The 15,379-nt window shown below is 65.3% G+C and carries 14 protein-coding genes; 10 read left to right on the top strand and 4 right to left on the bottom strand.

The features are described 5' to 3' along the window. Nucleotides 1–234: 234 nt before the first annotated feature. The 10 genes from K5H97_RS13035 to K5H97_RS13080 all read left to right on the top strand — a co-directional run bounded on the left by K5H97_RS13035 (nt 235) and on the right by K5H97_RS13080 (nt 10,293). Nucleotides 235–843, top strand: coding sequence for a transposase (locus K5H97_RS13035; protein ID WP_028692171.1), 609 nt, complete (start codon nt 235–237; stop codon nt 841–843). Between the two features lie 65 nt (nt 844–908). Beyond that, complete coding sequence (locus tag K5H97_RS13040; RefSeq protein ID WP_232854068.1) at nt 909–2,459, top strand: ShlB/FhaC/HecB family hemolysin secretion/activation protein; 1,551 nt, start codon at nt 909–911, stop codon at nt 2,457–2,459. A 32-nt stretch (nt 2,460–2,491) separates the two neighbouring features. Continuing rightward, nucleotides 2,492–4,297, top strand: coding sequence for a DUF2341 domain-containing protein (locus K5H97_RS13045; protein WP_028692169.1), 1,806 nt, complete (start codon nt 2,492–2,494; stop codon nt 4,295–4,297). A 10-nt stretch (nt 4,298–4,307) separates the two neighbouring features. Then, entirely contained in the window at nt 4,308–4,733 is a 426-nt protein-coding gene (locus K5H97_RS13050) for an ExbD/TolR family protein (protein WP_028692168.1), read from the top strand. An 8-nt stretch (nt 4,734–4,741) separates the two neighbouring features. After that, nucleotides 4,742–5,413, top strand: a complete 672-nt coding sequence (locus K5H97_RS13055) for an energy transducer TonB family protein (RefSeq protein WP_028692167.1) — start codon at nt 4,742–4,744, stop codon at nt 5,411–5,413. A 38-nt stretch (nt 5,414–5,451) separates the two neighbouring features. Next, nucleotides 5,452–7,152, top strand: coding sequence for a putative porin (locus K5H97_RS13060; protein WP_028692166.1), 1,701 nt, complete (start codon nt 5,452–5,454; stop codon nt 7,150–7,152). A 15-nt stretch (nt 7,153–7,167) separates the two neighbouring features. Continuing rightward, complete coding sequence (locus K5H97_RS13065) at nt 7,168–7,815, top strand: hypothetical protein (protein ID WP_028692165.1); 648 nt, start codon at nt 7,168–7,170, stop codon at nt 7,813–7,815. A 28-nt stretch (nt 7,816–7,843) separates the two neighbouring features. Next, the gene (locus K5H97_RS13070; RefSeq protein ID WP_028692164.1) at nt 7,844–8,320 is read left to right on the top strand and encodes a YbjN domain-containing protein; all 477 of its coding nucleotides are present in this window, start codon (nt 7,844–7,846) and stop codon (nt 8,318–8,320) included. Further along, nucleotides 8,317–9,273 carry a peptidylprolyl isomerase gene (locus tag K5H97_RS13075; protein ID WP_028692163.1) on the top strand — a complete coding sequence of 319 codons (957 nt, stop codon included), beginning with the start codon at nt 8,317–8,319 and terminating at the stop codon, nt 9,271–9,273. Before K5H97_RS13070 ends, K5H97_RS13075 begins: the two co-directional genes overlap by 4 nt. 99 nt (nt 9,274–9,372) lie before the next feature. Beyond that, nucleotides 9,373–10,293 (top strand): LysR family transcriptional regulator, encoded by a 921-nt coding sequence (locus tag K5H97_RS13080; RefSeq protein ID WP_051555736.1) that lies wholly within the window; start codon nt 9,373–9,375, stop codon nt 10,291–10,293. Nucleotides 10,294–10,302: 9 nt separating this feature from the next. Here the strand turns inward: K5H97_RS13080 and alkB are convergent, their stop codons facing one another. From alkB to K5H97_RS13100, 4 genes are all read right to left on the bottom strand, one after another. Beyond that, nucleotides 10,303–10,947: a DNA oxidative demethylase AlkB gene (gene alkB, locus K5H97_RS13085; RefSeq protein WP_028692161.1), complete on the bottom strand. Its 645-nt coding sequence runs from the start codon at nt 10,945–10,947 to the stop codon at nt 10,303–10,305. 347 nt (nt 10,948–11,294) lie between these two features. Next, the gene (locus tag K5H97_RS13090) at nt 11,295–12,542 is read right to left on the bottom strand and encodes an IS256 family transposase (protein WP_060489951.1); all 1,248 of its coding nucleotides are present in this window, start codon (nt 12,540–12,542) and stop codon (nt 11,295–11,297) included. A gap of 879 nt (nt 12,543–13,421) precedes the next feature. After that, nucleotides 13,422–14,867, bottom strand: a complete 1,446-nt coding sequence (locus K5H97_RS13095; protein WP_028692101.1) for a curlin — start codon at nt 14,865–14,867, stop codon at nt 13,422–13,424. A gap of 30 nt (nt 14,868–14,897) precedes the next feature. Continuing rightward, nucleotides 14,898–15,368 (bottom strand): curlin, encoded by a 471-nt coding sequence (locus K5H97_RS13100; RefSeq protein WP_028692100.1) that lies wholly within the window; start codon nt 15,366–15,368, stop codon nt 14,898–14,900. Nucleotides 15,369–15,379 lie beyond the last annotated feature (11 nt).

Raw genomic sequence — 15,379 nt, forward strand, 5'->3', positions numbered from 1 at the left:
ACGCTGGGGGTTCACCGAGTGGTCGAATGGCAGCGCGGACATTCGACGCTGGATTTTCCGTTGCCGACCAATGGTTGCTCCGCCCCCTCGATGCAGTCTCCCTGATGAACCTTTCATGACAAAACGTCGGTAGCAAAGCGCCACCCCCGTCAAAGCCATGGATACCGGCAAGGCATCTGGCCATCAGGCCGGTCGAGCCTTGGGGAACGGCCTGGGAGCGGGGCGATGGGGACTATGGAACGCTACACGAAAGTGGGAATGCAGGAGCTCGACCAGCGCCTGGCGAAGATCGTCGAGGCGGCGCGCAAGCAGCCGGTCTCGGTCTATCGCTACGGCGCGCCGTGGGTATGGATCGTCTCCCAGGAAGACTGGCAGGGCGCCCTGCGCGAGGTGGCCAGCTGCGTGCCGCCCGGGCATTCGCTGGCGCTGCTCAAGCCGCGTATCGAAGCCTTGCTGGATGAGCACCAGGCCGCGCTGGCGCTGCTGGCCGAGCAGCAGGGCATGATCATCGCCCCGCACACACTGATGCACGTGCTGCTGCTGCAGTTGCTGTATTCGGTGCCCAGCGAGAAGCAGCTCTACGAGCAGCTCAACTACAACCTGCTGTTCCGCTGGTTCGCCGGCCTGGAACTGAAATCGCGGGTGTGGAACTTCAGCCTGTTCAGTCATGACCTCGGCGTGCTGCTGGGCAGCGCCATGGCCGTGTCGCTGCTGCAGCGCATGGTCGACGAGGTGCTCGGCGCGAGCCTGCAGGCCATGCCCGAGTTCAGCCTCAACCTGGCCTTGCTGCACAGCTGGCTGGCACGTCACCAAGGTCAGGCCGCGCCTGACGCAAACCACTAGAAACCCAACGAATTCCTGGCGCTCAAGGGGGCGGTGTGGAGCATTTTTTCTTCAAGCGATGCGCCATGGGCGCAGGGCTGCTGTCGTGCCTGCTGGCGGGCAACGTGTCCGCGGACGAGGCGCAGCGCCGGGTCGAGATCAATGAATACGTGGTGCGCGGCAATACGGTGCTCGACGCCCAGGCCATCGAGGAGGCGGTCTATCCCTACCTGGGGCCGGACAAGTCCCTGGCCGACCTCGAAGGCGCCCGCGAGGCCCTGCAGAAAAGCTACCAGGCCCGTGGCTACCAGTCGGTGTTCGTCGAGCTGCCCGAGCAGAAGGTCGAGGGCGGCGTGGTCTACCTGCAGGTGAGCGAAACCAAGGTCGGGCGAGTGCGGGTGGTGGGCGCCAAGCATTACTCGCCGCTGGAGATTCGTGAACAGGTTCCGGCGCTGGAGGAGGGCAAGGTGCCCGACTTCGCCCAGGTGCAGGACGAACTGGCCACGCTCAACCGCACCCCGGGCCGGCAGGTCATGCCGTTGGTGCGCGAAGGCCAGCGGCCGGGCACCATGGATGTCGACCTGCAGGTCGAGGACAAGCAGCCCTGGCACCTGAGCCTGGGCCTGAACAACGATCACAGCGCCGACACCGAGAAGCTGCGCAGCGTCATCAGCCTGGGCTACAACAACCTCTGGCAGGCCGGCCACAGCGTCTCGCTGACCTGGTTCACCGCGCCCCAGGACCGTGACAATGCCGAAGTCTGGTCCGGCTCCTACGCCGCACCCCTGAACGAGCGCTGGACCGTGCAGTTCTCCGGCTACCACTCCGACAGCAACGTCGCCACGGTGGGCGGCACCAACGTCCTGGGCAAGGGCCATTCCTATGGTGTTTCGGCAATCTACAACCTGCCGGGCGTCGGCGCCTGGGCCAACGCCCTGTCGATCGGCGTGGACTTCAAGGACTTCGACGAGCAGGTCGGCCTGGGCGCCAGCAGCGACAAGGTACCACTCAAGTACGCCCCCATCACCCTGGGCTACACCGGCTACCGCTTCACCGAGCAGGACCAGCTGAGCCTGGGCCTGAGCCTGGTGGCCGGCACCCGCAGCCTGCTGGGCTACGGCAGCGACGACGCCGAGTTCGACTACAAGCGCTACCGCGCCGATTCCAGCTTCGCCGCGCTCAAGGGCGACGGCAGCTACACCTTCGACTTCGCAGGCTCCTGGCAGAGCGCCTCGAAGCTGGCCTTCCAGCTGGCCTCGGGGCCGCTGGTGTCGAACGAGCAGTTCGCCGCCGGCGGTGCCACTTCGGTGCGCGGTTACCTGGCCGCCGAGCGTACCGGGGACGACGGCCTGCTGTTCTCCCAGGAGCTGCGCACCCCATCCATCGGCCGCTATGTCGGCAGCTACATCAGCGATTGGCGCTTCTATCTGTTCGCCGAAGGCGCCCAGCTGCGCCTGCAGGACGCGCTGCCCGAGCAGGACGACCGCTACAGCCTGGCCAGTGCCGGCATCGGCACCCGCGCCACGCTCAACGACTGGCTGTCCGGCAGCGTCGACTGGGCCGTGCCGCTCAAGGACGGCCCCAACACCGACAAGAACGCTTCCCGTGTGCACTTCAGTGTGCAGGCGACCTTCTGACTCATTGACCGGCATCGACCTGGAGACCTCTCATGCAACGCCTGATATTGACCTTGCTGCTGTGCCTGGGCTTCGCCCTGCCGGGCAGCGCCAGCGCCTGGTGGCAGGACGACTGGATGTACCGCAAGCAGATCGCCGTGGACACCACGCCCCAGGGCGCCGGACTGACCCAGGCGCTGGGCCGCACCGCGCTGCTGGTGCGCCTGCACACCGGCAACTTCAGCTTCGACGGCGTCAGCGAGACCGGCGCCGACATCCGCTTCGTCAGCGCCGATGACAAGACCGTGCTCAACCACCATGTCGAGCAGTTCGATCCGCTGATGGGCATGGCGCTGATCTGGGTGGACGTGCCACGCATAGAAGCGGGCCAGCGCCAGGAGCTGTGGATGTACTACGGCAACCCGAAAGCCCAGGCGCCTGCTGGCCAGCCCAGCTTCGACGCCGACTACACCGCGCTCTACCACTTCGACAGTGCCACCGCCCGCGACGCCAGCCCCTATGGCAATCAGCTGCAAGGGCCGACGGTGAGCGTCGACGGCGTGATCGGCCGGGCCATTCAGCTCGGTGGCCAGGGCCTGCAACTGCCGGCCAGCGCCTCGCTGCAACTGCCGGCGGGCGCGGCGTTCACTTTCAGCACCTGGCTGCGCCAGGATCAGGCGGTGGGCGAGCAACTGCTGCTGGCCCGTCGCGAGGCCGGCCACAGCCTGTTGCTGGGCCTGGCCCAGGGCGTGCCTTTCGTCGAGGTTGACGGCCAGCGCGCCAGCGCCAGCCAGGCCGTGAGCGCCGGTCAGTGGCAACACCTGGCACTGGTGGGCGAGGGCGGCAACCTGAGCCTGTTGCTCGAAGGCCAGCCGGTGGCCCGCCTGGCCGCCAGTCTGGCGGCCTTCAACGGTGCCGTCGGCATTGGTGGTGACCTGCCGCCGCCCGAAGGCGAGGTGACCAGCCAGTTCGCGCCTTTTGTCGGCGCCCTGGACGAACTGCGCCTGTCGCGCGTGGCCCGCAGCCAGGCAGGCCTGCAGGCCGATGTACTGGCCCAGGGCGCCGAGTCGCGCCTGGTGGTGTACGGCGTCGACGAGGAACAGTCGGGCTTCGGCTTCGGCGGCCTGGGCTTCCTGCTCAAGGCGGTGCCGGTGGACGCCTGGGTGATCATCGCCATCCTGGTGCTGATGATGGTGCAGTCGTGGGTGATCATGCTACGCAAGCAGCGCACCCTCAGTCGCGTCACCGCCGCCAACACCCGCTTTCGCGAGCGGTTCGCCATGGTCGGCACGCGCCTGGAGCAGTTCGCCGACGATCAGGACCTGCATGGGCGGCTCACCGACTCCTCGCTGTGGCGCCTGTACCTGGTGGCCGTGCAGGAACTGCGCACCCGCCGCGCCCAGGGCGCCGACACCCGCGAAGTGTCCGCGGCCACCATCGAGGCCATCCGCTGCTCCATGGACGGCGTGCGCACCCGCGAGAACCAGGCGTTGTCATCGAAGCTGTCGACCCTGTCCAACGCCATTGCCGGCGGCCCCTACATCGGCCTGCTGGGCACGGTGCTGGGGATCATGGTGGTGTTCCTCGGCACCGCCATGGCCGGCGACGTCAACATCAATGCCATCGCCCCGGGCATGGCCGCGGCGCTGCTGGCCACCGCCATGGGCTTGTTCGTCGCCATCCCCGCGCTGTTCGGCTACAACCGCCTGACCACGCGCAACCGCGAGGTCAGCGCCGACATGCGGGTATTCGTCGACGAGTTCATCACCCGCCTGGCCGAGCTGCACGGCGAGGGCCAGGCCGGTGAAGCGGCGCAGCGCCCGACCGGGCGCAGCGTCAACCCGTCGGTTCCGGCGTGAGGGCACAGCCATGGCATCCGTGAACAACGCCCATGACGACGACACCGACGCCGCGGTCGACAGCATCAACATCACCCCGCTGGTGGACGTGCTGATGGTGGTACTGGTGATGTTCATCCTCACCGCCACTGCGCAGGTTTCCGGGATCCAGGTGCAGCTGCCCAAGGCCAGCGCCACGGTGTCGCTGGCCCAGCCCAAGACCAAGGCGATCTCGATCAACGACGCCGGCCAGGTGTTTCTCGACGCCTATCCGGTGACGCTGCAGGAGCTGGAGGACCGCCTGCGCAGCGAGAAGGCGCGCAACCCCGACTTCCCGCTGATCGTGCGCGGCGACGCGGGCGTGCAGTACCAGAAGGTGGTCGAGGTGCTCGACCTGCTGCGCCGTCTCGAACTGGCCCAGGTCGGGCTGGTTACCGGCAAGCCGAACCAGGGGTGAGGGCAGCCATGGAACGTACAGTCAACCCCCGCCGCCTGCTGACCTGGGCCGTGCTCGCCGTTGCTGGCGCTGGCCTGGCCTGGCTGCTGTGGCAGTGGGCCAACGACATGGCCGGGGTGCGCCGCGAAGCGCCCAAGGTGCCGGCGATCATCCCGCTGCCGCCACCGCCGCCACCACCGCCCGAGCCGCCCAAGGAGCCCGAGCCGCCGGTCGAGGAGAAGATCGTCGAGCCGCAGCCGGTGCCCGAGGCCGAAGAGGTCAAGCCCGCCGAGGAGGCGCCCGATCCGGCCCAGGACCTGGCCGAGCCGATGCAGATGGACGGCGACGCGCAAGCGGGCGGCGACAGCTTCAACGTCGGCGCCGGCAAGGGCGGCGGCATGGCCGGTGGCGGCGGAGGGGGGCTGGGCAGCGGCACCTACAGCCAGTACCTGGCCTACGCCTTCCAGCGCCTGCTGCGCGACAACCCCGAGCTGCGCAACCTGGTGTTCAACCTGCAGGCCGAGATCTGGCTCAGCGCCGCGGGCGAGATCACCCGTGTCGAGCTGCTGCGCGGCAGCGGCGAGCCGGAGGTGGACGCCCAGGTGCTCGCCGCCCTGCGCGGCGCCCGCGCCCTCGACCAGCGCCCGCCCGCCAACCTGACCTTGCCGGTGAAGATCGCCCTGCAGGGGCGCCGGCCATGAACAACGAAGCACGACTGACCCACAGGAGCTGCAAACCCATGAAGTGCCCAGTCAACCGATTGACCCTGGCGCTCGGCCTGCTGGCCGCCGCCACCGCGGTCGGTCCGACCGTCGCCCACGCCGCGCCGTCGGAGAACGCGACCGTCAACCTGATCCGCCTGCTGGTGGAGCAGGGCGTGCTCAAGCAGGACAAGGCCGACGCGCTGATCGCCCAGGCCGAACGCGAAGCTCAGCAGGCGCGGGTCGCCGCCAGCGGCGCGCCGATTGTCGCCCAGGCCCCGGCCGCCAACGGTGAGGTGCGCGTGCAATACGTGCCGGCCATCGTCCGCCAGCAGATCCGCGACGAGATCAAGGCGGAGGTGATGAGCACCGCCAAGCAGGAAAACTGGGCCGCGCCCAACACCTTCCCTGACTGGGCCTCACGCATCAGCTTCGACGGCGATCTGCGTTTGCGCTACGAGTCGCGTTCCTATGCCGATGGCAACAGCAACGAGATCGTCGATTTCGCCAAGCTCAATGAAAAGGGCCCCTACGACGTCAACCCCAACAGCAGCTCAAGCCTGCCTCCGTTGCTCAACACCCGCGAGGATCGCGACAGCCTCCTGCGCCTGCGGGCGCGCTTCGGCCTCAAGGCGCAGCTGGCGGAGAACTGGGTGGCTGGCATCCGCGTCGCCACCGGCTCCAACAACAACCCGGTCTCGACCACCCAGAACCTTGGTGGCGGCTTCGGCAAGAAGGACATCTGGCTCGACCAGGGTTACGTCACCTGGACGCCGAGCGAGCGCCTGACGCTGACCGGCGGGCGGATCGCCAACCCGTTCATGTCCACCGACATCCTGTATTCCCACGACCTCAACTTCGATGGCGTGGCGGCGCTGTTCGACCAGCCGCTGGGCCGCGACCTCAGCCTGTTCGGCACCGTCGGCGCATTCCCTGTGCAATACAGCGACGACAACGCCACCAGCAACGGCCTGGATAAGGAAGACAGCGACAACAAGTGGCTGTACGGCGCGCAGTTGGGCGCGAAATGGGCGCTCAACGACAGCAATCGACTCAAGGGCGCGATGGCCTATTACCGCTTCGACGATATCGCCGGCGAGCGCTCCAGCCCTTGCGCCCCGTGGGATGGCCAGCCGGGCTGCGACAGCGACGAATCCCGGCCGACCTTCATGCAGAAGGGCAACACCGTGTTCCTGCTCCGCGACATCACGCCGAATCCGGCCAACCCGGCGGCCACGCCGCAGCCGCAATTCGTCGGCATCGCCTCGGAGTTTGAGCTGCTTGATTTGAACCTGGTGTGGGACGCCGACCTGCCCCATGACTTCAAGCTGCGCAGCCAGGCCAACTACGTCCACAACCTGGCCTACGACGAGGGCGACATGCGCAAGCGTTCGGCGGGACAACTGGCCAACAACGTCGACGAGAACGGCAACCTCAAGAGCGGCGGCGATGCCTGGATGCTCCAGTTCACCCTGGGCAACGCCCTGGACATGCGCAAGGCCGGCGACTGGAACCTGTTCGCCGGCTACAAGCGCATCGAGCCCGACGCGCTGCCGGACGGCTTCAACGACTCGAGCTTCCACCTCGGCGGCACCAACGCCAAGGGTTATTTCCTCGGTGGCAACTACGGCCTGGCCGACAACGTCTACGCTACAGCCCGTTGGTTGAGCAGCGAGGCGGTCTACGGCGCGCCGTTTGACATCGATGTGCTACAACTTGAAGTCAACACTCGGTTCTAGGGAAGGAGCACGGGCATGAACAAGGGAGCTTATCGCCACCGCTGCGCCTGGTTGATGCTGGCCCTGGGCGCAAGCCTGGCGGCCTCGGCGTCGGCCGAAACCCTCGAGGAACGTCTGCGCACCCAACTGCGCAGCACCACGCAACAGCTGCAGGCCCTGCAGAGCGAGCAAGCCCAGGCCAGCGCCGCCCGCCAGGCGGCCGAGCAGCAGCGTGACGCTGCTCAAGGCCAGGTACGCGAACTGACCGCGCAACTGGCCAAGGCCCGCGGCCAGAGCGAGCAACTGGCTGGCCAGCAACAGGCCGTGCACAGCCAGGCCCAGGCGCTGGTGGCCAGCAGCAACGAACAACTGCACAAGTACAAGCAGGCCTATGACGAGCTGCTGGCGATGGCGCGCGCCAAGGAAAGCGAGCGCGCCACCCTGCAGGCGCAACTGGGCGAGCGTGACAGCCAGGTGCAGCAATGCCAGGCCCGCAACCAGCAGATGTACGGGGTGGCCAAGGAGATGCTGGCCGCCTACGAGAAGGTCGATATCGCCGATGTCATGAAGATGCGCCAGCCCTTCGCCGGTGGTGCCCGGGTCAAGTTCGAGGAGCTGGCCCAGGCCTATGGCGACAAGCTTTACGAAAGCCAGTTCGACGCCCCCAAGGGCGTGCCCCATTGACGTTTTCTCAACGCAAGGAAGTAAGCACATGACCGAAGTGACCCTGATCGAAACCGTTAGCGCCGACTCCCTGACCCAGTTGCTGCAGGATGCCGGCTGCCGGGTCAACCGCACCGAGCAGAACGCCGTGGTGCAGTTGCTCAGCGCCAGCCAGGGCGTGGGTTATGCCGTACGTTTCGGCAACCGGGCCGCGGGCAAGGACGGCGAGTTCCTCGACTTCACCTTCAGCTGCGCCCTGCGTATCCAGGGCGAGCTGCCGGCGGGCCTGGCCGAGCACTGGAACGCCAGCCGCCGCTTCGCCCGGCTGTCGGTGCAGGGCGAGTTCCTGGTGATGGAGCAGGATGTGGTGGTCGCCGATGGCGTCAGTCAGCAGCATTTGCTGGGCAGCCTGGTGCTGTGGGATCGATTGCTGCAGGAACTGATCGTCTACCTGCGCGACTACAGCCGTAACGTGGCCGGCCAGCAACAAACCCAGGTCGCCCATGACGAAGAGCGCGCCTCGTGACGGCGCGCACTTTCTGGGCCGGCGCCGGCGCGCTGGCCATTGTCGCGGTGGCGGTTGCCCTGGCCTTGCGCCCGGGCGACGAGCCGGTGGCGGCGGCGCGTCCAGCGTCGCCAGCCGCCCTGGTGGCGGCCGACAAGGGCCCGGTATTGGCGCGCCTGGGCGAGCAGCAGGTTGGCAGTGGCGAACTCAAGGCGCTGTTCGCCCAGTTGCCCGAGGAAGCCCGGGCCAGCCTGCGCGGCGACCGACCGGCATTGGAGGCCTGGATCCGCGCCCGCCTGGCGGAAAAGGCTCTCTACCAGCAGGCCGAGGCCCAGGGCTGGTTGCAGCGCCCGGAAATCCAGGTGCAGACCCGCGCGGCCACCGAGCAGATCGTCCTGCGCGACTACCTGAACTCGGTGAGCAAGGTGCCTGACGATTACCCCAGCGAGGCTGAGCTCAAGCAGGCCTATGAGGCGGGCAAGGCCGGGTTGCAACTGCCGGTGCGCTACCGCCTGAGCCAGATCTTCCTGCGGGTGGAAAATCCCAGGGACGACGAGGCCGTGCGCAAACAGGCCCAGACGCTGGCCAAGCAGGCCCAGGCTGCGGATGCGGACTTTGCCGCGCTCGCCCGTGAACACTCCCAGGATGCCGGCACGGCCTCCGCCGGCGGCGACACCGGACTGCAGGCCCTGGCGCAATTGCAGCCCGAGGTTCGCGGAGTGGTGCCCAAGCTGAAGGTGGGCACGGTCAGCGACCCGGTGCAGAGTGTAGCGGGCTACCACATCATCAAGCTGGTCGAGCAGCAGCCCGCCAGGGCAGCGACCTTCGAGGAGGTGGCGCCACGTTTGCGCGAATTGCTGCGCGCCCAGCGCCAGGAGCAGGTGGCCAAGGCCTATGTCGAGGGGATGTTCGACACGGCCACCCTGAGCATCGATGGCGCGGCGCTGAACCAGGTCCTGGAAAGCAGCCGCTAGTCGCCAACAACCATGGAAGAGCCGGGCCTGCCCAGGCGGGCCCGTGGGAGGCGAGGGATGCCGATCGATCTGTCCCCGGGGCGAGCCCCGGATACCGCCATGCCTGTCGTTCGTCCCCAGGTGCCGTTGGCCCTGGACGAACAGACCCTGAACTGTTTCCTGGTCACCGCGCGCTGCGGCTGTTTCATGCAGGCGGCGCGGCGGCTTAATCTCAAACCGGTGGCCCTGCGCAAACGCCTGGCGGCGCTGGAGGCGCGCCTGGGCTACAGCCTGTTCGTCAACCGCAACAATAACCCGGTGCTCAGCCAGCAGGGTGAACGCCTGCTGCTGATACTCCAGGCGCGCGAGCCGGTCGTGCCGCTGCCGCGAGAGCAAAGCGCGAGCGTGCGCTTGGCCGTGGCCGAGCCGCTGCTGCAGGACCTGCTGGGTCGCAACCTGATCAACTTCGTGCGCCAGCATGCCGGCATGCGTCTGGAGGTGGCCACCCTTGACGGTCGCCAGGCGCCCGAGCAGGTTGCCGATGTCGCCCTGTGGCTGGGTGATGCCAGCCACGGCGCCCATGCTGGCAGTTTTGCCGGTGCGGCCCCCGAGGCTCTGGCCACCCTCGAGTACCTGCCGCATATCGCCAAGCGCTATGCCCGTGAGGCCAACCGGCCGACCAGCCTGGCGGACCTGCAGGACTACATGCTGGTGCAATGGCAGGGCGAAGCTGGCGTGCAGGCGCTGATGCCCTGGCAGGCGCTGCTGCGCACCCGTACGGCCGGGGTGACGCAGATCCAGGACTACGAGATGTACTGCCAGCTGATCAAATGCAGCGCCAGCGTCGGCTTGTTGCCGCACTATGCGACGCACCTGGACCGTGGATTGCTGGCCTTGCCGGGCCTGTTCCGCGAACCGATGCGGCGGCGGGTGTGGCTGGCGGTCAACGGCCAGACCGAGGCCGACCCGCTGGTGCAGGTGATGGTGGGGGCGATCCGGGCTGCTTTCGACGAACGGCGCGAGTGGTTCTGTAGTCCGTAGCTGCCGAACTCATCCTGCCTTGCGCAGGGTGAGGTTGATTCGTCGCTCGCCCATGCGTGGGTGAACGCCAGGTTTGATCGGCATCACGCCATGAAAGCGCAGACGGTCTTCGCCGCCCCATACCAGCACGTCACCGTGATTCAGCGGGATGCGCTGGGGACGGTCCGAGCGCTGCAGGCCGCCGAACAGGAATACCGCTGGCAGACCCAGTGAGATCGAGACGATCGGTTGTCCGTAGTCTTGTTCGTCGCGGTCCTGGTGCAGGCTCAGACGGGTGCCGGGCAGGTAATGGTTGACCAGGCAGGCGTCCGGTATGAAGCCTTCGAAGCCTGCCAGTGCGGCGGCTCGGGTGGCCAGGTCGATGAGTACCTGGGGCAGGGCGGGCCAGGGTTTTGCGCTGACAGGGTCAATGGGGGTATAGCGGTAGCCGTTTTCGTCGCTGATCCAGCCCAGTGAGCCGCAGTTGGTCAGGGCCACTGCCATGCGCAGGCCGCCGGGGGTTTGCATATGGCGAAATGGTGCTGCGCGGAGCACGGGGCGCAGGGCGTCCAGCAGGGGTTCGAGGTCGGGCAGGGCGAAGCCGGGCAGCAGCGTTGTCTGGAGGGCCAGGCGCTGGGGGTGGGGGGCGAAGAGGTCGAGGTTGGACTGGATCATGGTTGGCTTGGGGGAGGCCTGGGGAGGGGGTATTGTAGCTCGCGCTGGCGGGTGTAGGGATCTCGTATGGTTTTGAGTGTTTTAACTCTGGTGGCGTATTGTGTTTAAAGGTTTGTGGGTTGTTGTTGTTGTTGTTGTTGTTGTTGTTGTTGTTGTTGTTGTTAGGTGGTTTTGGAAGTTGTATGCGCATTTATTTGCGATGTCGACGCTTATTTCGTTGTTTCGCCTTGCGGCGACTTACTTTTGTCTTGGCAAAAGTAAGCAAAACCGCGCGCTCATTCATCCGGAAGTGTCAGATTTTTTGTGTGCGGGCCGGTAACGGCCTGCCGTCAGGCAGGCCCTGACTTTCACCAGGTCGGCCTGATGAACCGATCTCCGTACAAAATCGCGAATTGATTCATCGCACTTTTCCAATCATGCGCCGCTGAGCCCCAGTTCGCCGTGATGTTTCGCAGCCCCAGCCAGATCAGCTTGGTAGCTGCGTCATCGTTCGGGAAATGGCCTCGGGTCTTGATGATCTTGCGCAGCTGGGCATTGATACTCTCGATGGCGTTGGTGGTGTAGATCACTTTCCGGATGGCTGGTGGGAAGACAAAGAAGGGAATCACTCGATCCCAGGCGCGTCTCCAGGCCGCAACGACCGTTGGATACTGCTTGCCCCAGGGCCCGTTTTCAAACTCATCGAGTGCCTGCTCAGCCGCTTCGGCGTTGATGGCCTGGTAGATCGGCTTGAGCGCCTTGGCCAGTGCCCGCCGCTTGTCCCAGGCAGCAAAGTCCAGGCTGTTGCGGATCAGGTGCACGATGCACGTCTGCAGCGTCGTCTCTGGAAACACGGCGCTGAGAGCCTCTGGCATGCCTTTGAGGCCATCGGTCACGGCAATCAGCACATCCTCGACACCACGTGTCTTGAGATCGTTAAAGACCTTCATCCAGAACTTCGCACCCTCGGTGTTCTCGATCCAGATGCCCAAGATATCGCGCGTCCCGTCGGGTAGAACGCCCAGCGCCAAGTAAATGGCCTTGTTGCGCACCAAGCCTTCTTCGCGGATCTTCACCCGCAGTGCATCGAAGAAAATGACCGGGTACATGGGCTCCAGTGGCCGCTGCTGCCACGCGCCAATTTCTTCCATGACCTCGTCTGTCACAGAGCTGATGAAGTCGGGTGAGACCTCTGTTCCATACTGCTCGGACAGAAAGGCTCGGATCTCTCTGACCGTCATGCCACGGGCGTACATGGCGATGATCTTGTCATCGAAACCGGTGTACCGCCGCTCATGCTTGGGGATGAGAATGGGCGCAAAACTGCCGTCTCGGTCACGAGGAATTTCCAGCCGCAGCGGGCCATCGCCGGTCAAAACCGTCTTGCCACTCTTGCCGTTACGCTGGTTGGTTTCATCCTCTGGGCGCTGCGCGCCCGGCGGATAACCCAGGTGGTGGCCAAGTTCGGCGTGCAGAGCGCGTTCGATCAAGGCCTTCTTGAACGCCGCAGAGGCATCCTCGATAGCCTCTGCGGTCATCAGGCCCTCACCGAACTGCTCCAGCAGCTCTTTGGGGATTTTGGGCAGGTCACGCAAGGGTTTCTTTTTGGTTGGCATACATGCACCTCTTACTCATGTTATGCCCGAACACAAAATTTCTGACACCCTCATTCATCCGGCCCCTACGCTTCGCTACGGGGTCCCCTCACTCCGGCCTTGCTCCCGGGAGGACCGCGCTGCAGGGCCCATCCTGGGCCCCAGCGCTTGACGGGCATCCATGCCCGTCACCTCCCTCCGCAAGACCTGCGTTCGGCCTCCTGAAGTCGCGCAAGTTACGGGCGGCGCCTGAACTAACGCAGCTGTCGCTAGTTTAAACTTAATTAATCTCTCGATCGCATCGCGAGGCAAGCCAGCTCCCACGCGATAGTCGCCGTTATATATAACCCTGTGGAAGCGGGCTTGCCCCGCGAAAGGGCCGGAACAGCCAATACATAACTAACGGTCAAACAACTAACTTCGCGCTTCTTGCTCTTGCTCTTGCTCTTGCTCTTGCTCTTGCTCTTGCTCTTGCTCTTGCTTCTAAGCGCGCGATAGTTCAGGCAACACCAATTGCGACTTCAGGAGGCCGAGCGGAGTTCTTGCGTAGGGAGGTGACGGCCATGGATGGCCGTCAAGCGCTGCGCCCCAGGATGGGGCGTTCAGCGCGGTCCTCCCGGGAGCAAGAACGGAGCGAGGGGACCCCGGAGCGAAGCGCAGGGGCCGGATGAACGGAGCGGAACGGTTTTGCCTACTTTTCCCAAGAGAAAAGTAGGCCGCCGTAAGGGCGGAAAGGTGACTAAATGTCGTTATCTTCTACGAATGCGCATAAAAATATCAAAACAATCATCCCAGAACCAGAACCAGAACCAGAACCAGAACCAGAACCAGAACCAGAACCCGAAAAAAGAACCGCAGTGCCAGGGGAGCACCAACACCGCGGTCCAAGGGGAAAGCCCGTCACTGCTGGGTAACAGTCGCCATGTTGGCATTACCATACTGCGTAACATTGGCCGTCTGACTCGCACCGCTCTGGTCGACAAACGCCTGGTTGTTATTCCCCGCCTGAGTCACGTAGGCCAGGTTGACCCCATCGGTCTGCTTGATGGTCGCCTCGTTCCCATAGCCCTGCAGCTGGTAGGTGTAGCTCTGGTTGCCACTACCCGACTGCTCGACGGTAATGCTGCCGCCGCTACCAGCAGCCAACCCCTCGGCATAGTTGCCAGTCCCCCGCTGGTCGGCGATGAGCAGGTTGTCGCTGCCGTTCTGCTCGAAGTACAGTTCGTTGTTGCTGTCTGCCTGGCGGGTCTCCATCTGGTTGCGGTTGCCATTCTGGTTCAGCCGCGCGATCTGGGCGTTGCCTTCCTGGGTGATATTCACCCCGTTGCCATGACCTACCTGGTTGATCTGCGCCTGCTGCCCGACCCCGAATTGCCCGCCGGACTTCTCGCCCTTCCAGTTGCTGGCCATGATCTTGTTGGCGTTGCCCACCGTGCTGATGGTCAGGCTGTGGTTGTCACCGGTCTGGTAAGTGAAGTGCAGGTTGTTGTTGCCCACCTGCGAAATGTTCGTCACCGCCTGGCTGGTTTCGTATTGGTCCGACCAACTGGCGTTGCCACGGCCTGTCTGGCTGAGGCCGGCAGTGTTGACCTGGCCGAAACTCTGGTCGATGTAGCCTTCGTTGGCCTGGCCATTCTGGTAGACACTGGCCTGGCTGGCGGCCTGGTTGTCCTGCCACACTTCAACCGAGTTGCCGGTACCGTACTGGTCGATGCCGATGGTGCCGCCCAGGCCGTCGCGCTGGTCGCCGTAGGCCCAGTTCTGCTTGCCCTCCTGGTAGATGGCGATATCACCATCCCGGTGGGTCAAATGCTCGGCGGCGGCTTGGTTGTCGCTGCCACCTTGCATGATCGAACTCTTGTTGTTGCTGCCACCGAACAGCTGTTCGACGGTCGCACTGTTGCCGAAGCCCGACTGCAAGGTGGTGGCCTTGCTGCCGGTCTGCGTGTCCTGCCAGATGATCGACTGGTTACCGCTGCCGGCCTGGATCTGCAGCGCCTCGTTGTTTTCACCCACCGACTGGCTGGCGAATGCATCGTTGAGCTCGCCGCCGGCATGCTGGGTGATCTGGCTGCCGTTCTCGTACAGTTGCTCGGCGTAGCCGGCGTTGAACGAGCCGGTGGCGCTTTGCTGGATGTGGCTGGTGCTGGCGTCCTGCAACGCCATGTGGTTGTGATCGTGGCCGGTCTGGTTCTGCGTGGCCGAGGCGAAAGGCGCCTGCGACTGCTTGACCTCGGCAATGTTCTGGGCGCCTTGCTGGTTCTGGGTCGAAACGCTGTCGTCAGCCATGGCTTGGCCGGCAAGGGCCAGGACGATGGCAGCGCTCAGGGGGGCGAGCTTGTGCATGGTGTTGCCTCCAGATCTGTCTTGTTGGGCCTAGCGGTATTGGGTGACATGGACCTGCTGGCCGTTGCCGGCCTGGGTCACGGCGCTGTTCAGTCCCGTGCCACGCTGGTCGATGGTGGCGCTGTTGTGGTTGCCGATCTGTTCGATGGCGGCGCTGTTGTCGCTGCCGTTCTGGCGGATCGTGGCGTTGTTGCCTTGGCCCTGCTGGCTGATCGCGGCCGTCAGGTCGCTGCCCTCCTGCAGGATGTACGCTTCCTGCGCGCTCCCTGCCTGGACGATCCGGCCCAGCAGAGCCTGGCCGTTCTGGTCGAGGGCGGCGCGGTTGCCCGTGCCCAGTTGCTCGATCACCGCGGCCTGGCCGGCGCCCGACGGCATTAGGCGCAGCACCAGCGGCTCGCCGAGGTCGCTGCCGACGGCGAGGTCGGCGTTGTCCATCAGGTCGTCGGCCAGGGCCTGGCCGGTGAGGGCCAGGCTCAGCAGCAGTGGGTACAAGGCATTCATGGCATCCCCCC

Origin of the sequence: Pseudomonas mosselii, from assembly GCF_019823065.1 — a bacterium.
Taxonomy (GTDB): Bacteria; Pseudomonadota; Gammaproteobacteria; order Pseudomonadales; family Pseudomonadaceae; genus Aquipseudomonas; species Aquipseudomonas mosselii.

Bases quoted from the DNA above. Each gene is read 5' to 3' on its own strand.
- K5H97_RS13035 (WP_028692171.1), top strand. From the start codon at position 235: ATGGAACGCTACACGAAAGTGGGAATGCAGGAGCTCGACCAGCGCCTG.
- K5H97_RS13040 (WP_232854068.1), top strand. From the start codon at position 909: ATGGGCGCAGGGCTGCTGTCGTGCCTGCTGGCGGGCAACGTGTCCGCG.
- K5H97_RS13045 (WP_028692169.1), top strand. From the start codon at position 2,492: ATGCAACGCCTGATATTGACCTTGCTGCTGTGCCTGGGCTTCGCCCTG.
- K5H97_RS13050 (WP_028692168.1), top strand. From the start codon at position 4,308: ATGGCATCCGTGAACAACGCCCATGACGACGACACCGACGCCGCGGTC.
- K5H97_RS13055 (WP_028692167.1), top strand. From the start codon at position 4,742: ATGGAACGTACAGTCAACCCCCGCCGCCTGCTGACCTGGGCCGTGCTC.
- K5H97_RS13060 (WP_028692166.1), top strand. From the start codon at position 5,452: ATGAAGTGCCCAGTCAACCGATTGACCCTGGCGCTCGGCCTGCTGGCC.
- K5H97_RS13065 (WP_028692165.1), top strand. From the start codon at position 7,168: ATGAACAAGGGAGCTTATCGCCACCGCTGCGCCTGGTTGATGCTGGCC.
- K5H97_RS13070 (WP_028692164.1), top strand. From the start codon at position 7,844: ATGACCGAAGTGACCCTGATCGAAACCGTTAGCGCCGACTCCCTGACC.
- K5H97_RS13080 (WP_051555736.1), top strand. From the start codon at position 9,373: ATGCCTGTCGTTCGTCCCCAGGTGCCGTTGGCCCTGGACGAACAGACC.
- alkB (WP_028692161.1), bottom strand. From the start codon at position 10,947: ATGATCCAGTCCAACCTCGACCTCTTCGCCCCCCACCCCCAGCGCCTG.
- K5H97_RS13090 (WP_060489951.1), bottom strand. From the start codon at position 12,542: ATGCCAACCAAAAAGAAACCCTTGCGTGACCTGCCCAAAATCCCCAAA.
- K5H97_RS13095 (WP_028692101.1), bottom strand. From the start codon at position 14,867: ATGCACAAGCTCGCCCCCCTGAGCGCTGCCATCGTCCTGGCCCTTGCC.
- K5H97_RS13100 (WP_028692100.1), bottom strand. From the start codon at position 15,368: ATGAATGCCTTGTACCCACTGCTGCTGAGCCTGGCCCTCACCGGCCAG.